This window comes from Streptomyces sp. NPDC042259 (assembly GCF_055582085.1).
In genome coordinates this window covers 24,678-44,258 of the sequence record NZ_JBVJDW010000007.1, presented here as the reverse complement: position 1 = coordinate 44,258, position 19,581 = coordinate 24,678, and the positions used below count along the sequence as shown (strand labels likewise).

Annotated in this window: 14 protein-coding genes, 4 tRNA genes and 1 riboswitch; of the genes, 12 read left to right on the top strand and 6 right to left on the bottom strand. The window is 71.9% G+C overall.

Going from position 1 to position 19,581, the window contains the following annotated elements:
* Nucleotides 1–115 precede the first annotated feature (115 nt).
* From hrpA to ACZ6MA_RS19905, 4 genes are all read right to left on the bottom strand, one after another.
* On the bottom strand, nt 116–4,087 hold the full coding sequence (gene hrpA, locus ACZ6MA_RS19920) for an ATP-dependent RNA helicase HrpA (RefSeq protein WP_469435221.1): 3,972 nt from the start codon (nt 4,085–4,087) through the stop codon (nt 116–118).
* Nucleotides 4,088–4,477: 390 nt separating this feature from the next.
* Nucleotides 4,478–4,551: transfer RNA gene (locus tag ACZ6MA_RS19915), tRNA-Phe, on the bottom strand.
* 22 nt (nt 4,552–4,573) lie between these two features.
* Nucleotides 4,574–4,648, bottom strand: a tRNA-Asp gene (locus tag ACZ6MA_RS19910).
* Between the two features lie 39 nt (nt 4,649–4,687).
* Nucleotides 4,688–4,760: transfer RNA gene (locus tag ACZ6MA_RS19905), tRNA-Glu, on the bottom strand.
* 206 nt (nt 4,761–4,966) lie between these two features.
* On the opposite strand from ACZ6MA_RS19905, the gene ACZ6MA_RS19900 reads away from it, so the two are divergent.
* From ACZ6MA_RS19900 to ACZ6MA_RS19850, 11 genes are all read left to right on the top strand, one after another.
* On the top strand, nt 4,967–5,317 hold the full coding sequence (locus tag ACZ6MA_RS19900; RefSeq protein ID WP_469435220.1) for a metallopeptidase family protein: 351 nt from the start codon (nt 4,967–4,969) through the stop codon (nt 5,315–5,317).
* A gap of 140 nt (nt 5,318–5,457) precedes the next feature.
* Entirely contained in the window at nt 5,458–5,979 is a 522-nt protein-coding gene (locus ACZ6MA_RS19895; RefSeq protein ID WP_469435219.1) for a hypothetical protein, read from the top strand.
* A 286-nt stretch (nt 5,980–6,265) separates the two neighbouring features.
* The gene (locus ACZ6MA_RS19890) at nt 6,266–8,578 is read left to right on the top strand and encodes a DEAD/DEAH box helicase (RefSeq protein WP_469435218.1); all 2,313 of its coding nucleotides are present in this window, start codon (nt 6,266–6,268) and stop codon (nt 8,576–8,578) included.
* A 142-nt stretch (nt 8,579–8,720) separates the two neighbouring features.
* Nucleotides 8,721–8,793 (top strand) — tRNA-Lys (locus ACZ6MA_RS19885).
* A gap of 405 nt (nt 8,794–9,198) precedes the next feature.
* On the top strand, nt 9,199–10,017 hold the full coding sequence (locus tag ACZ6MA_RS19880) for a DUF6227 family protein (protein ID WP_469435217.1): 819 nt from the start codon (nt 9,199–9,201) through the stop codon (nt 10,015–10,017).
* Nucleotides 10,018–10,223: 206 nt separating this feature from the next.
* A complete protein-coding gene (locus ACZ6MA_RS19875; protein ID WP_130878768.1) occupies nt 10,224–10,427 on the top strand; it encodes a cold-shock protein in 204 nt (67 codons plus the stop codon).
* A 225-nt stretch (nt 10,428–10,652) separates the two neighbouring features.
* Nucleotides 10,653–12,299 carry a DEAD/DEAH box helicase gene (locus ACZ6MA_RS19870; RefSeq protein WP_469435216.1) on the top strand — a complete coding sequence of 549 codons (1,647 nt, stop codon included), beginning with the start codon at nt 10,653–10,655 and terminating at the stop codon, nt 12,297–12,299.
* 214 nt (nt 12,300–12,513) lie between these two features.
* Complete coding sequence (locus tag ACZ6MA_RS19865) at nt 12,514–13,809, top strand: PP2C family protein-serine/threonine phosphatase (RefSeq protein WP_469435215.1); 1,296 nt, start codon at nt 12,514–12,516, stop codon at nt 13,807–13,809.
* Nucleotides 13,810–14,093: 284 nt separating this feature from the next.
* Nucleotides 14,094–14,225: riboswitch (cyclic di-AMP (ydaO/yuaA leader) on the top strand.
* A gap of 313 nt (nt 14,226–14,538) precedes the next feature.
* Nucleotides 14,539–15,657: a M23 family metallopeptidase gene (locus ACZ6MA_RS19860; RefSeq protein WP_469435486.1), complete on the top strand. Its 1,119-nt coding sequence runs from the start codon at nt 14,539–14,541 to the stop codon at nt 15,655–15,657.
* Nucleotides 15,658–15,815: 158 nt separating this feature from the next.
* The gene (locus ACZ6MA_RS19855) at nt 15,816–17,309 is read left to right on the top strand and encodes an MFS transporter (protein ID WP_469435214.1); all 1,494 of its coding nucleotides are present in this window, start codon (nt 15,816–15,818) and stop codon (nt 17,307–17,309) included.
* A gap of 97 nt (nt 17,310–17,406) precedes the next feature.
* Nucleotides 17,407–18,351 carry an aldo/keto reductase gene (locus tag ACZ6MA_RS19850; RefSeq protein ID WP_469435213.1) on the top strand — a complete coding sequence of 315 codons (945 nt, stop codon included), beginning with the start codon at nt 17,407–17,409 and terminating at the stop codon, nt 18,349–18,351.
* Nucleotides 18,352–18,410: 59 nt separating this feature from the next.
* Here the strand turns inward: ACZ6MA_RS19850 and ACZ6MA_RS19845 are convergent, their stop codons facing one another.
* Complete coding sequence (locus ACZ6MA_RS19845; RefSeq protein WP_469435212.1) at nt 18,411–18,710, bottom strand: hypothetical protein; 300 nt, start codon at nt 18,708–18,710, stop codon at nt 18,411–18,413.
* A gap of 125 nt (nt 18,711–18,835) precedes the next feature.
* Here ACZ6MA_RS19845 and ACZ6MA_RS19840 point away from each other — a divergent pair, with 125 nt between their 5' ends.
* Nucleotides 18,836–19,420: an N-acetyltransferase gene (locus ACZ6MA_RS19840; RefSeq protein WP_469435211.1), complete on the top strand. Its 585-nt coding sequence runs from the start codon at nt 18,836–18,838 to the stop codon at nt 19,418–19,420.
* On the opposite strand, the gene ACZ6MA_RS19835 is transcribed toward ACZ6MA_RS19840, so the two are convergent.
* Nucleotides 19,366–19,575, bottom strand: coding sequence for a DUF397 domain-containing protein (locus tag ACZ6MA_RS19835; RefSeq protein WP_469435210.1), 210 nt, complete (start codon nt 19,573–19,575; stop codon nt 19,366–19,368). The genes ACZ6MA_RS19840 and ACZ6MA_RS19835 overlap by 55 nt on opposite strands.
* Nucleotides 19,576–19,581: the final 6 nt, after the last annotated feature.

Here is a 19,581-nt window from a genome sequence, read left to right as displayed (position 1 = left end):
AGGTCAGGGGGTGCGGTCGAACCCGATCGGGGGTGAATCCGCGGGCCCGGTCCGAAGCACCGTCCGAAGGGCCCGGACGGCCACCCGGAGAGGGGTTCGGACCGGCAACCCCGGCCTACGGCGCCAGCGCGTCGATCGCCTTCACGATCCGCTTGTCCGACACCGGATGGGCCGTGCCCAGCGCGTGGGCGAAGTAGCTGACCCGCAGCTCCTCGATCATCCAGCGGATGTCCCGCGCCTCCTGCGGCACCGGCCGCCCCTTGGGGAACTGTTCCAGGAGCCAGAGGTACTCGTCGCGCATCTCGTGCACCTTCGCCATCCGGGTGCGGTCCCGTTCGGCGTTGGTGGGCAGTTGGGTCAGCCGCCGGTCCACCGCCACCAGGTACCGCAGCAGGTCCGGCAGCCGGCGTACACCGTGGGCGGTCACGAACCCGGGCCGTACGAGGTCGGCCAGCTGCTCCTTGACGTCCGTGAGGGACGGGACGAGGACGAGGGACTTGGTGTCCTTCAGCCGGCGCTCGCACGCCTGCCAGGCGGCCAGCACCTCCCGCACCTTGCGGACGGCGTCCAGCGTCGCGTCCACGATGTCCGCCCGCACCGCGTCGAAGAGCTTGCGGAAGGACTCCTCGTCCCACGCGGGCCCGCCGTGCACCGCGATCAGCTTGTCGGCGGCACCGGAGACGCAGTCGTCGAAGAGGGCCTGGATGGAGCCGTGCGGATTCCGCGACAGGGCGAGCTTCTGCTGATTGTTCAGCTTGTCCTGGGCGAATTTCGCGGGGTTGGACGGCAGATTGAGCAGGATGAGCCGCCGGGTGCCCGCCCACATCGCCTCACGCTGCTCCGGCTCGGTGTCGAAGAGCCGCACCGCCACCGAGGCGCCCTCGTCCACCAGCGCCGGGTACGCCTTCACCGGCTGACCCGCCCGCCGGGTCTCGAAGGTGCGCGGCAGCGTCCCGATCGTCCACCGGGTCAGCCCCGAGCGCTGCTCCGGGCCGCGCGGGGCGCCCGGCTCGCCGGTGGTCACGGCGGTCTGCTCGAAGGCCTTGGTGATCGCGGCCTGCGTCTTCGGCTTGAGCCGGATCCGCAGCGCCTCCAGGTCCTTGTCCTCCGCGATCTTCCGCTTGCGCTCGTCGATGATCCGGAAAGTGATCTTCAGGTGGTCGGGGACCTTGCCGAAGTCGAAGTCCTCCGGCTCCATCCGTACGCCCACCATCCGCTGCAGCTCCCGCGTCAGCGTCGTGGCCAGCGGCTCCTGCAGCGGCACGGCCCGGTCGAGGAACGCCTTGGCGTAGTTCGGCGCCGGGACGTAGTTCCGCCGGATCGGCTTGGGCAGCGAACGGATCAGCTCGGTCACCAGATCCTCGCGCAGCCCGGGGATCTGCCAGTCGAAGCCCTCGGCCGAGACCTGGTTGAGCACCTGGAGCGGTACGTGCACGGTGACGCCGTCCGCGTCCGCGCCCGGCTCGAACTGGTACGTCACCTTGAACTTCAGCCGGCCCTGCCGCCAGGAATCCGGATAGTCGTCCTTGGTGACCGCCTCGGCGTTCTCGTTGATGAGCATGGAGTGCTCGAAATTGAGCAGCTCCGGCTCCTCGCGCCGCTTGTGCTTCCACCAGGAGTCGAAATGCGCGCCCGACACCACGTGCTCGGGCAGCCGCTGGTCGTAGAAGTCGAAGAGCGTCTCGTCGTCGACCATGATGTCGCGACGCCGGGCGCGGTGCTCCAACTCCTCGACCTCGCCGAGCAGTTTGCGGTTGTCGTGGAAGAACTGGTGATGGGTCCGCCAGTCGCCCTCGACCAGGGCGTTGCGGATGAAGAGATCACGGCTGGTCTCCGGGTCGATCCGCCCGTAGTTCACCTTCCGCTGGGCCACGATCGGCACGCCGTACAGCGTCACCCGCTCGTAGGCCATCACGGCCGCCTGCTTCTGCTCCCAGTGCGGCTCGCTGTACGTGCGCTTCACCAGGTGCTGGGCGAGCGGCTCGACCCACTCCGGCTCGATCTTCGCGTTGACCCGGGCCCACAGCCGCGAGGTCTCCACCAGCTCCGCCGACATGATCCAGCGCGGCGGCTTCTTGAAGAGCGCCGAGCCGGGGAACGCCGCGAACTTCGCGTTGCGGGCACCGAGGTATTCGTTCTTCTCGGTGTCCTTGAGACCGATATGGGACAGCAGGCCCACCAGCAGCGACTGATGGATGTGATCGGGCGCCGCGTCGCCCTCCGCGAACTGGATGCCCATCGTCTTGGCGACCGTACGCAGCTGGCTGTAGATGTCCTGCCATTCGCGTATCCGCAGATAGTTCAGGAACTCCGACTTGCACATCCGGCGGAAGGCCGAGGACGACAGCGTCTTCTGCTGCTCGCGCACATAGCGCCACAGGTTCAGGAAGGCGAGGAAGTCGCTCGTCTCGTCCTTGAACCGGGCGTGCTGCTGGTCCGCCTGCTGCTGCTTCTCCGAGGGCCGCTCGCGCGGGTCCTGGATGGACAGCGCGGCGGCGATGACCATGACCTCGCGCGCACAGCCGTTGCGGTCGGCCTCCAGGACCATCCGGGCCAGCCGGGGGTCCAGCGGCAGCTGCGAGAGCTTGCGGCCGAGCGGGGTGAGCCGCTTCTTGGGGTCCTTCTCCTTGGGGTCGATCGCCCCCAGCTCCTGGAGGAGGTCGACACCGTCCTTGATGTTGCGCCGGTCCGGCGGATCGATGAACGGGAACTTCTCGATGTCCCCGAGGCCGGCGGCGGTCATCTGGAGGATGACGGAGGCCAGGTTCGTCCGGAGGATCTCCGCGTCGGTGAACTCCGGCCGGGAGAGGAAGTCGTCCTCGGAGTAGAGCCGGATGCAGATGCCGTCCGAGGTACGGCCGCAGCGGCCCTTGCGCTGATTGGCGCTCGCCTGGCTGACCGGCTCGATCGGCAGCCGCTGCACCTTGGTGCGGTGGCTGTAGCGCGAGATGCGGGCCGCGCCCGGGTCGATGACGTACCGGATGCCCGGCACGGTCAGCGACGTCTCCGCCACGTTCGTCGCGAGCACGATGCGGCGGCCCGAGTGGCGCTGGAAGACCCGGTGCTGCTCGGCGTGCGACAGCCGCGCGTACAGCGGCAGCACCTCGGTGCCGCGGCCGACGGCGCCTCCGGCGCGGGTGAACTTCTTCTCCAGCGCGTCGGCGGTGTCCCGGATCTCCCGCTCGCCGGAGAGGAAGACCAGGATGTCGCCCTCGCCCTCGCGCTGCAGCTCGTCGACGGCGTCACAGATCGCGGTGACCTGATCGCGGTCGGGGTCGCTGGAGTCCTCCTCCAGCAGCGGCCGGTAGCGCACCTCGACCGGGAACGTACGCCCGCTGACCTCCACGATCGGGGCGTCGCCGAAGTGCCGGGAGAAGCGCTCCGGGTCGATCGTCGCCGAGGTGATGACGACCTTGAGGTCCGGGCGGCGGGGCAGCAGCTGGGCGAGATAGCCCAGGATGAAGTCGATGTTGAGGCTGCGCTCGTGCGCCTCGTCGATGATGATCGTGTCGTACTGGCGCAGCTCGCGGTCCGTCTGGATCTCGGCGAGCAGGATGCCGTCGGTCATCAGCTTCACGAGCGTCTCGCCGCCGACCTGGTCGGTGAAGCGGACCTTCCAGCCGACCGCCTCGCCGAGCGGCGTGCGCAGCTCCTCGGCGACCCGCTCCGCCACGGTGCGCGCGGCGATCCGGCGCGGCTGGGTGTGGCCGATGAGGCCCTTGACCCCCCGGCCCAGCTCCAGACAGATCTTCGGGATCTGGGTGGTCTTGCCGGAGCCGGTCTCGCCCGCGACGATCACGACCTGGTGGTCGCGGATCGCCGCGAGGATCTCGTCCTTCTTCTGGCTGACCGGCAGCTGTTCGGGGTAGGTGATCTCGGGCACGGCCGCGCGGCGGTTCGCGACGCGCAGTTCCGCGGTGTCGAGGTCGGCCGCGATCTCGGCCAGTACGGCCGTTCGGGCTTCGGGCTTACGGATGCGGCGCGCGCCGTCGAGCCGGCGGCCCAGCCGCTGCTGATCGCGCAGCGTCAGCTCGGGCAGGCGGGCGGCGAGGCCGGCGGCGGTGGCGGAGGCAGGCTGCGTAGACATACGGAGTCCAGGATCGCACCAGCGGTCGCGAAGCGGCGAACGCATTTACCGGCGGGGCTGTCCGGCGGATGGGAGGTGGCCCCAGCGGGCTGCTTTCGGCTGAGCCCAGCCACATCAAGCCCGTCCGGCGTTCGAGGACGCGCCCGCAGGACGCTCGCCGCAGGCGGCAACGGCGGGCGGGGCCCGGGGCTCGCCCCGAAAGGTCCCGGGACGCACCCGGAAAAAACCGAGGCCCCGGCCGGGGAACGGGACCAGCGGGGCAGTGGTAGCCGGCCGTGAGTACCTTGCGTGGCGGAGCCGGCGCTGTGTGGGGCCCGGGGCTCGCCTCGAAAGGTCCCGGGACGCACCCGGAAAAAACCGAGGCCCCCATCGAAGATGGGGGCCTCACCGTGGCTGGGGCCGGGGTCGAACCGGCGACCTATCGCTTTTCAGGCGATCGCTCGTACCAACTGAGCTACCCAGCCACGCGGCTCTCGCGAGCCGCAGCGGTCCTGACGGGATTTGAACCCGCGGCCTCCACCTTGACAGGGTGGCGAGCACTCCAAACTGCTCCACAGGACCTTGCAATGTGCGAGCACTAGTCTCGCACACGGTATTGCGTGCCCCCAACGGGATTCGAACCCGTGCTACCGCCTTGAAAGGGCGGCGTCCTGGGCCACTAGACGATGAGGGCTGATGACCCACCTGGGCGCTTTGCAGCGCGTCGGGGACGTGAGAAGCATATGGGATGGAGGGAGGGAACGCCAAAACGGTTTCCCTAGGGCCTCGCGGCGGGTCCCGGCCGGGGGCGCGGGGCGGGGGCGCGGGCGGCTCGGGAGATCGCCGGAAGTGCCCGCCGAGGTACAGCGCCCGGCGCACCGTTGGCGGACAATGGCGAGCGTGCTGGAGATGACGCGCGAGGAGTTCGAGGAACTGGTCGCCGAGGCCCTGGACCGCATCCCGCCGGAGCTGACGCGGCTGATGGACAACGTCGCGGTGTTCGTGGAGGACGAGCCGCCGGCGGCGGACCCGGAGCTGCTCGGCCTCTATGAGGGGACGCCGCTGACCGAGCGTGGCGAGTGGTACGCGGGGGTGCTGCCGGACCGCATCACGATCTACCGGGGGCCGACGCTGAGGATGTGCGCGACCCGGGAAGAGGCCGTGGAGGAGACGGAAGTGACTGTTGTTCACGAGGTGGCACACCACTTCGGGATCGACGACGAACGGCTGCACGCCCTCGGTTACGGCTGACGGGGCCGGTCGCGGGAGGCGGCGCGCCGGCCGGGTGGCGGCGCGCCGGCCGGGTGGCGGCGCGCCGCGCGTGTCCTGGGCGGGGCGGGGCCAGTTGGGCAGGGGGCCTGTCCCCCCGCGACCCGAAGGCGGTCCCGCTCATGCCCGCAATGCCGACCCTGGCGTCAGCCGTGACGTTCACCCGTATCGCCGCCGTGGCCGTCGCGGCGCTGACCCTCGGCGGCTGCATGAGCGTGAGCGACCCGGACCGGGCGACGCCGTCGGGCTCGGGAAAGCAGCGTGAGGTCGGCACCCAGCCGGACGGCGGTGTGTCGGTGCCGGGCGGCCGGCCCGGCCGCCCGGGCGCGAAGGTGCCGCACGGCGCGAGCGGGAGCCCCGCGGCCAAGGGGGCGTCCGCGGCGTCCTCCTCTCCGTCTCCGTCCGCCGGGTCGGCCGGGGCGTCGCCGCCCGCGGGGAAGCCGGGCAAGCCGGGGGAGCGGCCCAAGCCGCCGGGTGGCCCGGGGCCGGGCACGCAGCCGCAGCCCGGCCGCCCCCCGGCGTCGTCCCAGCCGGCCTCGCAGCCGCCGAGCACCCCGCCCTCGCCCCCCGCGCCGACATCCCCCGCGGAGCCGACCCCGCCCGCTCCGCAGCCGGCTCCGCAGGCGGGGCCGGTGGCCTCGTAGCCCAGGCCCGAAGATTCCGTCCCGAGAAGAAAGGCCAGGTCAGAGGGGGTGTCGGGAGTGCACTCGGGTGCTTGTTCGAGGGGGTCCGCCGGAGGGGACTTGCGCTATGTGGTGGTGGGTGCGTATGGTGGTAGATCGTTTGATCCCATTTGCCCGGCGCCTGACAGAAGCGCGCCGTGTGGCGCGTTCCTTACCTTGCCGTGGCTGACCGCATCGAGGCGGTCATTTGTGAAGCCGACACGGAGCTTGGGCGCGTGCCGAAACTCCGGAAGGTTTCGCATTTCGCATGTCCATTTCCACTGAGCAGACCGTCATGCCCGAGAACGACGAGATCGTTGTCGAGGCTGCCGCTGACACCACCCCCCAGACCCCCGTCGCCGACGCTGTCGCCGATGTCGACACCGACATCGCCGCCGACTCCGACGACACCGAGGCCGCCGAGCCCGCCGAGCCCGCCGAGCCGACGGTCACCTTCGGTTCCCTCGGCCTGGACGACGCGATCGTCCGCAAGCTCGCGCAGAACGGCGTGACCGCCCCCTTCCCGATCCAGGCCGCGACCATCCCGGACGCCCTGGCCGGCAAGGACATCCTCGGCCGTGGCCGCACCGGCTCCGGCAAGACCCTCTCCTTCGGTCTGCCGCTGCTGTCCCAGCTGGCCGGCGGCCGCACCGAGAAGAAGCGCCCCCGCGGTCTGATCCTCACCCCCACCCGTGAGCTGGCCATGCAGGTCGCGGACGCCCTCCAGCCGTACGGCGACGTGCTCGGCCTGAAGATGAAGGTCGTCTGCGGCGGTACGTCGATGGGCAACCAGATCTACGCCCTGGAGCGCGGCGTCGACATCCTCGTCGCCACCCCGGGCCGACTGCGCGACATCCTCAACCGCGGTGCCGCCACCCTCGACCAGGTCCAGGTCACCGTCCTCGACGAGGCCGACCAGATGGCCGACATGGGCTTCCTGCCCGAGGTCACCGAGATCCTCGACCAGGTCCCGTCCGGTGGTCAGCGTCTGCTGTTCTCCGCGACGCTGGAGAACGAGATCGACACCCTCGTCAAGCGCTACCTGGTCGACCCCGTCACCCACGAGGTGGACGCCGCCCAGGGCGCGGTCACCACGATGACGCACCACGTCCTCGTCGTGAAGCCGAAGGACAAGGCGCCGGTCACGGCCGCCATCGCCGCCCGCAAGGGCCGCACGATCATCTTCGTCCGCACCCAGCTGGGTGCCGACCGCGTCGCCGAGCAGCTGCTCGACGCCGGGGTCCGCGCCGACGCGCTGCACGGCGGCATGACCCAGGGCGCGCGTACCCGGGTGCTGGAGGACTTCAAGGGCGGTCACGTCAACGTCCTCGTCGCCACCGACGTCGCCGCGCGCGGTATCCACGTCGACGGCATCGACCTCGTGCTGAACGTCGACCCCGCCGGTGACCACAAGGACTACCTGCACCGCTCCGGCCGTACGGCCCGCGCGGGCAAGTCCGGCACGGTCGTCTCCCTGGCCCTGCCGCACCAGCGCAAGCAGATCTTCCGTCTGATGGAGGACGCGGGCGTCGACGCCTCGCGCCACATCGTCGGTGGCGCCGGCGCCTTCGACGAGGACGTCGCCAAGATCACCGGTGCGCGTTCGCTCACCGAGGTCCAGGCCGACTCCGCCGCCAACGCCGCCAAGCAGGCCGAGCGCGAGCTCCAGGACCTCAACCGCCAGGTGGAGCGCGTCCAGCGCCGTGCCACCGAGCTGCGCGAGGAGGCCGACCGTCTCGTGGCGCGCGCCGCCCGCGAGCGTGGCGAGGACCCGGAGGCCGCCGTGGCCGCCGCGGCCGAGGCCGCCGCCAACGAGGCCAAGGCCGAAGAGGCCGCCGCCGTGCCCGCGCAGTCCGCGTCGACTCCCCGCGACGAGCGTGGCAACTACGAGCGCCGCGACGACCGTTCCTCGGGCGGCTTCCGCCGTGACGACCGCCGCGACGACCGCTCCGGCGGGTTCCGCCGTGACGACCGTCCCTCCGGTGGCTTCCGTTCCGGTGGCGACCGTCGTGACGACCGCTCCGGTGGCGGCTTCCGCCGTGACGACCGTCCCTCCGGCGGTTTCCGTTCCGGTGGCGACCGCCCGTCCGGTGGTTTCCGTCGCGACGAGCGTCGTGACGACCGTCCCGCCGGTGGCGGCTTCCGCCGCGACGACCGCCCGTCCGGTGGTTTCCGCCGTGACGACCGTCCGTCCTCCGGTGGCTTCCGTTCCGGTGGCGACCGCCCGTCGGGTGGTTTCCGTCGCGACGAGCGTCGCGATGACCGTCCCGCCGGTGGCGGCTTCCGCCGCGACGACCGTCGTGACGACCGCTCCGGTGGCGGCTTCCGCCGTGACGACCGTCCGTCCTCCGGCGGCTTCCGCTCCGGCGGCGACCGCCCGGCCTCCGGTGGCGGCTTCCGCTCCGGCGGCGGCGACCGCCCGTTCAACCGCGACCGTCGTGACGACCGCCCCTCGACCGGTGGCTACCGCTCCGGTGGCGACCGTCCGGCCGGCCGTCGTGACGACCACCGCGGTGGCGGCACCGCCACCGGCTCCTTCGGCCGCCGTGACGACAAGCCCCGCTGGAAGCGCAACGGCTGATAGCCACAGCTGATCTGAGGGCCCGTACGACACATTTGTGCCGTACGGGCCCTTCTGCGTGCGCCCCCTCCGCCACCTCCGACGCGGCCCCGGCGTATACGACTCGGGCTCCGGCGGTCGTCCGGGCTATGCTGCGGGGTGCGGGCCGTTAGCTCAATTGGCAGAGCAGTGGACTTTTAATCCATTGGTTGTGGGTTCGAGTCCCACACGGCCTACCGCATGCGGGTCGGGGTTACGCCCCCTGACCTGCGATCGAGCGCCCCGTCCGGTTCCTGCCGGGCGGGGCGCTCCGGCGTTTTGGGCCCGCCCCGGCCCGTCCGGCGTTCGCGGACGCGCCCGGGGGGCGCTCACCCCCGCGGGCGGCAGGAGGCCCGCGGTCGAAGATCCGCCGCCAGGCGAGAGGCGTGACTGCCTGTGTATGGCGGGGAGTTATGGCGAGGGGGTGGCGCGGCCTGGCGGTCGGCCCGGGCGTACGTCCCCTTCCCGGACATTTTTCCCTTATTCCCGACCGAAACCCCGTTGAACCGCGCCCAGTTAGTGAAATTCCCGTCCCCGAGGCGTGTTCGCGCCGCTACGGTAAGTGCGCGGGGTGGGTGAGGCGAGGTCGGGAGGTCGGAGACGTGGAGCATTCGCGAGCGGGTGAGGGCGCGGGCGAGACGCGGGCCGGGGTGGGCGGCGGCGAGCCGACGCCCGCCGACCAGGTGGAGGAGCTGCTGAAGCGGGCGCAGAACGGGTTCGAGCTGGACGAGCCGCTGCTCGACCGGCTGCGGACCGCGCTCATGCACCAGTCGGAGCTGCGCTCCTACCGCCAGCGCAACGACGAGCCGCGGCCGTTGCGCTGCAACACCTACCGGCACATCTTCCTGCTCTCCGACGGCAGCAGCCGGCTGCTGTACGAGCTGGAGCACGACACCGGGCCGGACGAGCGCTTCCTGTACGAGGTCTACGCCCGGGAGGAGGCGCTGGACCAGGCCGAGCGCCGGGTGCACGAGCGGATCGGCGGCGGCATCGGGCCCGGCACCGAGGCGGAGGAGCTGCCCGCCTGGCTGGCGGAGGAGCTGCTGCTCGCCATGGGCCCCACGCGCCCGCACCGGGAGTACGTCTGCGACGCCTCGCCCGACCACGCGCGTCGGCTGCTGCGCCGCGCGGAGAACGCGGACGGCCCCGGCGAGGTGGTGCGCGAGCTGCTCCAGGGGGCGCTGGGACACCACATCGCGCTGATCACCAAGCCGCGCCGGCGGGGCGCCGGGCGCGACGCGACGTGGTGCCGCTTCTACGAGCACGCGTTCCTGCTGGAGGGCGGCGGCGAGGTCAGCCTCTGGGAGCTGGAGCACAATCTGACCGCCGACGGCCGGCTCGTGTGCGAGGTCTACCTCGACGAGGCGGAGGCCGAGGTAGCGGCGGACCGGCACGCCCGCGCGCAGGGCGTGGAGCTGTAGCCGGGCGGCCCGCGGCGGGGCCCCGGAGAGATCGGGGCGGCGGTGGGGGTTACGGGGGACCGCCTGTGTGTGTTACGGTTATGCAAGTTGCAGTTGTGGTACCCATGAACTCGTGTGCGCCTGACGGTTTTGTAACCGAAGGCGCCATTTTTGTTTTTGCCGGTCTATTCCGGTGTGGGGCCCATCCCATTCACAAGGAGATAGACATGGCTACTGGCACCGTGAAGTGGTTCAACGCTGAAAAGGGCTTCGGCTTCATCGAGCAGGACGGCGGCGGTCCGGACGTCTTCGCCCACTACTCGAACATCGCCTCCTCCGGCTTCCGTGAGCTGCTCGAGGGCCAGAAGGTTTCCTTCGACGTCACGCAGGGCCAGAAGGGCCTGCAGGCCGAGAACATCGTCGCTGCCTGACGATCGGATGCCCGCCCGGTCGATGGAAAGGCCTTTCGGCCCGATGACTCGACCGGGTAACGCATAGAGCATTAACGCAATGGGGCCCGCACCACTGGGTGCGGGCCCCATTGTTGCCCCCGCACCAGCGCGCCCAGGCTTTTCCGCCGCCGTCCGTCCCGGACGGCCTCGCGATGCGAAGTCCTTGTTCTCGGGCGTGCCACCCCATTGAGGGAAGGTCCCCGAATGACCCGCTCAGCCCGCCCTGCCCGCTCGTCCTCCGCCGACGGCGGCTCCGCCCGCCCGTCGCGCGCGCGTGGCCCGCAGTCCTCCCGTGGCGGCCAGCCCCGTGGCGGCCAGTCCAAGGGCCGCAAGCCCGCCGCCGCTCCCCTCCAGGGCGAGTTCGAGATGCCGGTCAGTACGACCCCCGCGCTGCCGCCCGTCGAGTCCTTCGACGCGCTGGACATGCCGAACGGCCTGCTCGCCACGCTGACCCGCGAGGGCGTCACCGAGCCGTTCCCGATCCAGGCCGCGACGCTGCCCAACGCGCTCGCCGGCCGTGACGTCCTCGGCCGCGGCCGCACGGGCTCCGGCAAGACCCTGGCCTTCGGCCTGGCCCTGCTGGCCCGTACCGCGGGCCGCCGGGCGGAGCCCAAGCGCCCGCTCGCCATGGTCCTCGTCCCCACCCGTGAGCTGGCCCAGCAGGTCACCGACTCGCTCAGCCCGTACGCGACCGCCGTGAACCTGCGGATCGCCACCGTGGTCGGCGGTATGTCCATCGGCCGCCAGGCGCAGACCCTCGCGCGCGGTGCCGAGGTGCTCGTCGCGACCCCCGGCCGCCTCGCCGACCTCATCCAGCGCGGTGACGCCAAGCTCGGCGACGTGCGGATCACGGTTCTGGACGAGGCCGACCAGATGGCCGACATGGGCTTCCTGCCCCAGGTCACCAAGCTGCTCGACCAGGTCGACCCGGACGGGCAGCGGATGCTGTTCTCCGCGACCCTCGACCGCAACGTGGACCGGCTCGTCCGCCGCTTCCTCACCGACCCGGTGACGCACTCCGTCGACGCCTCCGTCGGCGCGGTCTCCACGATGGACCACCACCTGTTCCACGTGACCGACCAGGACAAGAAGGACTCCGTGACCCGGGTCGCCGCCCGCGCCGGGCGCGTGATCATGTTCGTGGACACCAAGCGCGGCGCCGACCGCCTGGTGAAGAAGCTGCTGTCCGAGGGCGTCCGGGCCGCCGCGCTGCACGGTGGCAAGAGCCAGCCGCAGCGCAACCGCACGCTGGACCAGTTCCGCACCGACCAGGTCACCGCCCTGGTCGCGACGAACGTCGCCGCGCGCGGTATCCACATCGACGGTCTCGACCTCGTCGTGAACATCGACCCGCCGACCGACCACAAGGACTACCTGCACCGCGGTGGCCGCACCGCGCGCGCCGGCGAGTCCGGCACGGTCGTCACGTTCGTGCTGCCCGAGCAGCGCCGTGAGATGTCCCGGATGATGACCACGGCCCAGATCACGCCGAATGTCATCAAGACGTACCCGACCGACCCGGAGCTGGCCCGCATCACCGGGGCCCGCGAGCCCAGCGGCGTCCCGGTCGTCATCACGCCGCCGGCCCCGGCCCAGCCGCAGGGCACCGGCAAGTCGTCCAGCTCGCGCGGCAGCCGCGGTGGCCGCGGCCGCACCCGCACGGACGCCGCCGGTGCCGCCACGGGCGGTTCCGGCAACAGCGGCAGCCGTCCGTTCCGCGGCTTCGGCAACGGCACGGAGGGCTCCCGCCGCTCCGGCACCCGTCCGGGCAACGCGGTCGGCCGCGGCCGTCGCGGTGGCGGCACGGGCGGTGGCACCGGCGGCGGTGGCCGTCGTCCGTCCGCGGCCTGATGCGCGCGGAGTGACCTGACGGTCTTCGACGCCGGACGGGCGGGATGTGGCTGAGCCCAGCCACATCCCGCCCGTCCGGCGTTTGTGGGTGCGCCCGCGGCCCCCGGACGTATCCGGCCCCGCCCCACTCCGACGGCCGAACCCCGCTCGCCCACGCCCCCGGCACGCGCGAGGCTGAGGGGACGCGCGGGACGGCCGGTCAGGAGAGAACACGGTGGGGAAGCGAGGCGAGCCCGGGCCGGCTGCGGCAAGCGGCCCGGCACGTGAACCGGCGCGCGGCCCGGCCCGTGATCCGGCAGCGCAACCCCTGTGGAACCCGCCGCCGCGGGACGGCGGCGAGCCCCACTGGGCAGTTGCCCGCCGCGCCGCGCACTGGCTCCCGGCCGTACTGATCGTCGGCGGCGCCGCCTTCGACTACTTCACGCCGCCCCGCTTCACCTACGCCCCCTTCTTCTGCTCCGCGCCCCTGATCGCGGCGGCCCTGCTGTCCCTGCGCGCCACCGCGATGACCGCCCTGGCGGCGGTGGTGGCGGCCGTCACCCTCGCGGTCTACCACCGGGTCCACGAGACGGCCGAGGCCGCGACCGAGGTGACCACCGTCGTGGCCGTCTCCCTCCTGGCCCTCGGCCTCAACCGCATCGTGCGCCACGGTGATCAGCAGCTCGCCTCCGCGCGCGGCATCGCCGAGGCCGCCCAGCGCGCGGTCCTGCCCACGCCGCCCGGCCGCGTCGGCGGGCTGCGCGTGGCCGCGCGCTATGTGGCGGCCCAGGCCGACGCCCGGATCGGCGGTGACCTCTACGCCGTCCAGGACACCCCCCACGGGGTGCGCGTCATCGTCGGTGACGTCCGTGGCAAGGGTCTGGGCGCGGTGGAGGCCGTCGCGGTGGTGATCGGCGCGTTCCGCGAGGCCGCCGAGCGGGAACGCACCCTGGAGGCGCTCGCGGCACGGCTGGAGCACGCGTTGCGGCGGGAGGGCACGCGGCGCGCCAATCTGGACCAGTCCGAGGGCTTCACCACCGCCGTGCTGGCGGAGGTGCGGCCCGGGGCGAACACGCTGCGTCTGGTGAACCGCGGCCACCCGCCGCCGCTGCTGCTGCACGCCGACGGGCGGGTGGCGGAGACGTACCCGAAGGTGCCCGCGCTGCCGCTCGGCATGGGGGACCTGGGCGGCTGGCCGGACCGCGCGGAGGAGTGGGAGTTCCCGGCGGGCGCGACGCTGCTGCTGTTCACCGACGGGGTGACGGAGGCCCGGGACGCGGACGGTGTCTTCTACGCCCCCCAGGAGAGGCTGCGCGGCAAGCAGTTCCGCAGCCCGGACGCGCTCCTCGACACCCTCGCCGCCGATGTGGCCCATCACTCCGGCGGCCACACCGCCGACGACATGGCCCTGCTGGCGATCCGGCGCGGTGACGGCCTCCACCACCCCGTGGCCGCCGCACGGGGCACCCTCGCCGCGACCGTGACGTCCACGCGTACGCACATTCCGTCCACCGACCGCGATGGCACGTGAAGCGCGCGTGCCGAGGGGCAGCGGGGAGGAAGGGGAGCCGGGTCGCCGGATACCGGCTGACGGCGGCTCACTTCCGTTGCGTTCCGGTAGCGGGCGGTAACTCCCTTCTGGGGAAACCCGCGTGCCCCGAGAAGTCCGGCCTCGGAAGTCGGTGGGATCGGGCGTTCGGCTTGGAATCCGCCAGTCATGTCTATTAACGTTCGATAACGCAGCGCGGTCGTCACAGCCGCCGCAAGAGGCGGCACCGTGCGCCTTCGCCGAATCCCGCGGGCACAGCACCATCTGCGACACCAGCGACAAAACCGGGAACCGGGGAACCACCAAACTTGGGGTGAATCGGGCTGTACTCCGGCCCGTAGGAGACCTTCCTGCTCCGAACCCGTCAGCTAACCCGGTAGGCGAGAAGGAAGGAAAGGAGTCGCCCTCGTGGCGTCCAACAAGCCTGCCCTCGGCGATGGTTCGTACGAGACCTACGGTTCGTACGAGACAGCTGGTTCGTACGGGTCTTACGAGCAGCCGGGGTCGCCGGAGCAGCCGGAGCTGTACGGGGCTTACGCGCCGGAGCCTTCGATCGTGCCCGCGTACATGACCCCGCTGGCCCCGCTGACGCCGCCGGCCTCGCCGAACCCGCTGACGCCGCCTGCCTCGCTGACGCCCGCGACCGAGCCCGCCGTCGCCGCCGAGCCCCCGGTGAACGCCCCTGTGACCACCGTGACCCCTGCGGCCCCCATGGCCGCCGGGCCCGCCGGTGCGCCCGGGGGCGTGTGGAACCCCACCGAGGAATCCATCGCGCCCGTCCGTGGCAGACACCGCGTCGTCAAGCAGCGCGGCGGCACGATGGCCCGCAGCGGTGCGGTCCTCGGCGTCGGGGTGATCGCGGCGGTCGGCGCGGGCGGCATGGCGACGGCACAGGACCGCCCGGCGGCCCCGATATCCGTGCCGGACATGGCCCAGAACATCCCCGGCTTCGGCGCGCTGCTGACCGGCGACGACCACCAGAAGGCGGACTCCGCCCCCGCCGCCGGCTCCGCGGCGGCGCAGGCGCCCGGTGCCGACCAGCCGCTGACCCAGGCGGGGCTGTCCGCCGAGGAAGCGGCCCGGGGCACCGCCGACGCGGGCGAGGCGCTGCGCGCCCGCATCCTGCAGCAGGCCGAGCACCAGCAGAACCTCGGTGACGAGGAGGCCCGCGAGGCCGCGGCGAAGACGGCCGCGGAGGCCCACCGGAAGGCCGCGGCCGAGAAGGCCGAGCAGGCCGCCGCCGAGGCCGCCGAGAAGGAGAAGGCGGAAGCCGAGGCCGCGGCGAAGAAGGCGGAAGCGGAAAAGGCCGCCGAGCAGGCCGCCGAAAAGGCTTCGAACGAATCTTCCAGCGAATCCACGAGCGAATCCGGTGACGAATCCGGAAGCGAAGCGGGGAGCGGCGGCTCGGGGTCCTCGGGCGGTGGCCACGGCTCGGGCTCGTACAGCCTCCCCGTCGGGTCCTACACGCTGACCGCGGGCTTCGGCCAGGCCGGCGACATGTGGTCCGCGAACCACACCGGCGCGGACTTCGCCGCCCCGACCGGCACCCCGGTCAAGGCGGTCGGCGGCGGCACGGTCACCAGTGCGGGGTGGGCGGGCGCGTACGGCTACCGCATCGTGCTGACCATGGATGACGGCACCCAGATCTGGTACTGCCACCTCTCCTCGATGGTGGTCACCTCGGGCCAGGTCTCGGCGGGCGACGTGATCGGCCGGGTCGGCGCGACCGGCAACGTCACCGGCCCCCACCTGCACCTGGAGACCCGGCCGGGCGGCGGCTCGCCGGTCGACCCGCTGTCGTGGCTGCGCGGCCGCGGCCTGCAGCCGTAAGGGCTGTCGAGCGGCCGTAAGGGGTAAAGAGGTCTGCGGGGCCGTACGAACGTAGAAGCCCTACGTTCTCCGCCCGGTCCCGCACGACGTCGATAATCGGTCCCGATAACCACACCTTTGCCACGAATGCTTTCGGTTCGCTTGGGAACTCGGGGTGTGTGACGAATGCGACGATCACCACCTCCGTGCCTGCCCGCCTCGACCGGCTGCCCTGGTCCCGGTGGCACTGGACGGTGGTGATCGGCCTCGGCACCGTCTGGATCCTGGACGGCCTGGAGGTGACGGTCGTCGGCAATATCGCCGGCCGGCTCTCCGAGAAGGACAGCGGTCTGTCCATCACCTCCGGGCAGGTCACGGGGTTGGCGGCGGCCCTCTACGTCGCGGGAGCCTGCGCCGGGGCGCTCTTCTTCGGCCGGCTGACCGACCTCTTCGGCCGCAAGAAACTCTTCATGATCACGCTCGCCGTCTATCTGGCGGCGACCGCGATGACCGCGTTCTCCTTCTCCACCTGGTGGTTCTTCGCCTTCCGCTTCCTGACCGGGTTCGGCATCGGCGGCGAATACGCGGCCATCAACTCCGCCATCGACGAGCTGATCCCCGCCACCTACCGCGGCCGTGTCGACCTGATCATCAACGGCAGCTTCTGGCTCGGCGCGATCGGCGGCTCCCTGCTGTCCATCCTGATGCTGGACACGAGCATCTTCCCGGCCGACCTGGGCTGGCGGATCACCTTCGGCCTCGGCGTCGTCCTGGGACTGGTCATCCTGCTCGTCCGGCGCCATGTGCCCGAAAGCCCACGCTGGCTGTTCATCCACGGCCGGGGTGAAGAGGCCGAAGTGCTGGTGGCCTCCATCGAACAACGCATCGAAATGGAGAAGGGCGAGGTGCTGCCGCCGCCCACCCGGCAGATCACGATCCACCAGCGCAAGAGCATCGGCTTCGGCACCATCGCCCGCACGGTCTTCTCCCAGTACCGGCGCCGGGCGATCCTCGGCCTCGCGCTCTTCATCGGCCAGGCGTTCCTCTACAACGCGATCACCTTCGGCTTCGGGGCCATCCTCACCACCTTCTACGACGTCTCCACGTCGCACACCGGCTACTTCTTCGCGGTGATAGCGGTCGGGAACTTCCTCGGCCCGCTGCTCCTCGGCAGGCTCTTCGACACGGTCGGCCGACGCATCATGATCTCGTCGACGTATCTGCTGTCCGGAGTGCTCCTCTTCGGCACGGCCGCGCTCTTCGACGGCGGCCATCTGAGCGCCAACACCCTCACCGCCTGCTGGGCCGTCGTCCTCTTCTTCGCCTCGGCGGGCGCGAGCAGCGCCTATCTCACGGTCTCGGAGATCTTCCCGATGGAGACCCGGGCCATGGCCATCGCCTTCTTCTACGCCCTGGGCACGGCGGCGGGCGGCATCAGCGGCCCGCTGCTGTTCTCCTCGCTGACGGCGAGCGGCGTCGTCGGTGACACGGTCCTCGCCTTCCAGATCGGCGCGGCACTGATGTGCCTGGCCGGGCTGGTCGCGGCGGTGCTGGCCGTCCCGGCGGAGGGCCGCTCGCTGGAGGACATCGCGGCACCCCTGTCGGCGGCGACGAAGACGCCGCCGGAGGGGCCGTCCACGCCGGAGGCGGGTCCGATCACGGCGGAGGCGTGACGGGGCCGGTGCGGGGCGGGCCGGTGTGAACGGCCCGGAGCGACGGGCCGGCGTACCGAGCGGAATACCGACCTCCGCCGGGGCGTTGTGTTTCCGCATGGCTGACATTCACCAGAAGATCGGCAACCTGTCCGTCCACCCGCTCGCCCTCGGCGGCAATGTCTTCGGGTGGACGGCCGACGAGGCGGAGTCCTTCGCCGTCCTCGACGCCTACGCCGCGGCGGGCGGGAACTTCATCGACACCGCGGACGTGTACTCCGCCTGGGCCCCGGGCAACAAGGGCGGCGAATCCGAGACCGTCATCGGCAACTGGTTCGCCGCACGCGGCAACCGCGCCGACATCGTCCTCGCCACCAAGGTCGGCGCCGGCCACCCCCAGCCGCGCGGCCTGTCCGCGAACGTCATCAAGGCGGGCGTCGAGGAATCGCTGCGGCGCCTGCGCACCGACTACATCGACCTCTACTACACGCACTACGACGATCCGTCGGTGCCGGCGGAGGAGTTCATCACGGCCCTCGACGCCCTGGTGAAGGAGGGCAAGGTCCGCGAGATCGCCGCCTCCAACATCACCGCGGACCGGCTGGCCGAGTCCCTCGCCTTCTCCGAGGAGTCCGGGCTCGCCAAGTACGCCGCGATCCAGCCCCACTACAACCTGGTCTCCCGCGACACCTACGAAGGCGACCTGGCCGACGTCGCCGCCCGCCACGGCCTGGCGGCCGTCCCGTACTACGCCCTGGCCTCGGGCTTCCTCACCGGCAAGTACCGCCCGGGCCAGAACGTGGACAGCGCGCGGGCGGGCAGCGCCGCCCGGCACCTGGAGTCCGAGCGCGGCCGCCGCGTCCTCGTCGCCCTGGACGAGGTGGCGAAGGCGCACGACGCCGAGGTCGCCACGGTGGCGCTGGCCTGGCTGGCGGCCCAGCCGACCGTCGCGTCCCCGCTGGCGAGCGCGCGCACGGTGGAGCAGCTGCCGGCGCTGCTGGCGGTGGCGGACCTGACGCTCACGGAGGCGGAGCTGAGCCGCCTGACGGAGGCGTCGGCGTAAGGGGGGACGGTTACGGGCCGGGGCGGAGGGGCCCCGGCCCAAATCCGTCATCGGACTGGTCAGGCCTTGCGCTCGACGGCCCAGGAGGCGAGGGCGACCCCGCCGGCCACGGCGAAGACGGACGGCCAGGCGCCGACCTTCTTGGCGAGCGGATGGGACCCGGCGAACGCGGCGACGTACAGCCCGCTCAGCGCGGCGGACTTCCCCGCCCCGGCCGACCGCGCCCACTGCCGCGCGGCCACGGCCCCGGCGGCGGCCAGCGCCACCCCGCCGAGCGGCCGCCGCTTCGTCCAGCGGGCCACGCCGTAACCACCCACAAGCCCGCTCGCGGCTACAACAGACGTCGGAATCCGACCCATAAGGCACCTCCAGGCTAAGGAAAAGCTCCGTCCCAAGAGGCTATCCCCGCGTAAATTCGGTACTTGAGGGAGGCTTCGACCCGAGGAGCGCACAGGTGATCTGGTACGGGCCTAATGTCCTGAGATTGGCTGATGCGCTGGTCGAGGCGTACGCCGAGGTCTTCACGGCACCACCGTGGAACGAGGACGAGGAATCCGTTCGCCGCTTCCGCACCCGCCTCACCACCGATGCGCAGCGCCTCGGCTTCCGCGCGGCCGTCGCCCAGTCCCCGGCGGGCATCGAGGGCTTCGCCACGGGCTGGCTCACCCGGCCCCCGTTCCCGACGACCCGGAGGTACGGCAAGGTCACGTCCCAGCTCGGCCCGAAACGCGTCACCGACCTCCTGATGGGCGCCCTGGAGGTCGACGAACTGGCCGTCCGCCGCCGCTCCCGGCCCGACGGCCTGGGCCGCCGCCTCCTCGCCGAACTCGCCACGGACGCCCCCGCCGCCCGCTCCTGGCTCCGCACCGCCCGCAAGGCCACGGCCACCATGGCGACGTACCACCGCCTGGGCTGGCACGAGCTACGCCCACTGCCGGGCGCGGAGAACGACATGGCCGTCTTCCTGTCCCCGACCCACCCGGGCGCCGGCACGGGCACCGGCGGCCAGCGCTCTCACCCGAGCCGCCCGATCCGTATGGCCCCGACGAAGTCGGCCCAGGCGCGGTGAGGGAAGGCGAGCGGGGCCCGGGTGGGGTCCTTGGAGTCGCGGACGGCGGTGCGTCCTTCCTGGACGGCGGCTTCTAGGCACTCGGTCGTGCCGGCTCCGCTGTAGGAGGACTTGAACCAGGCGTCTACGGCTGTCGCCGTCGGTCCTTCGTGCATCACGTC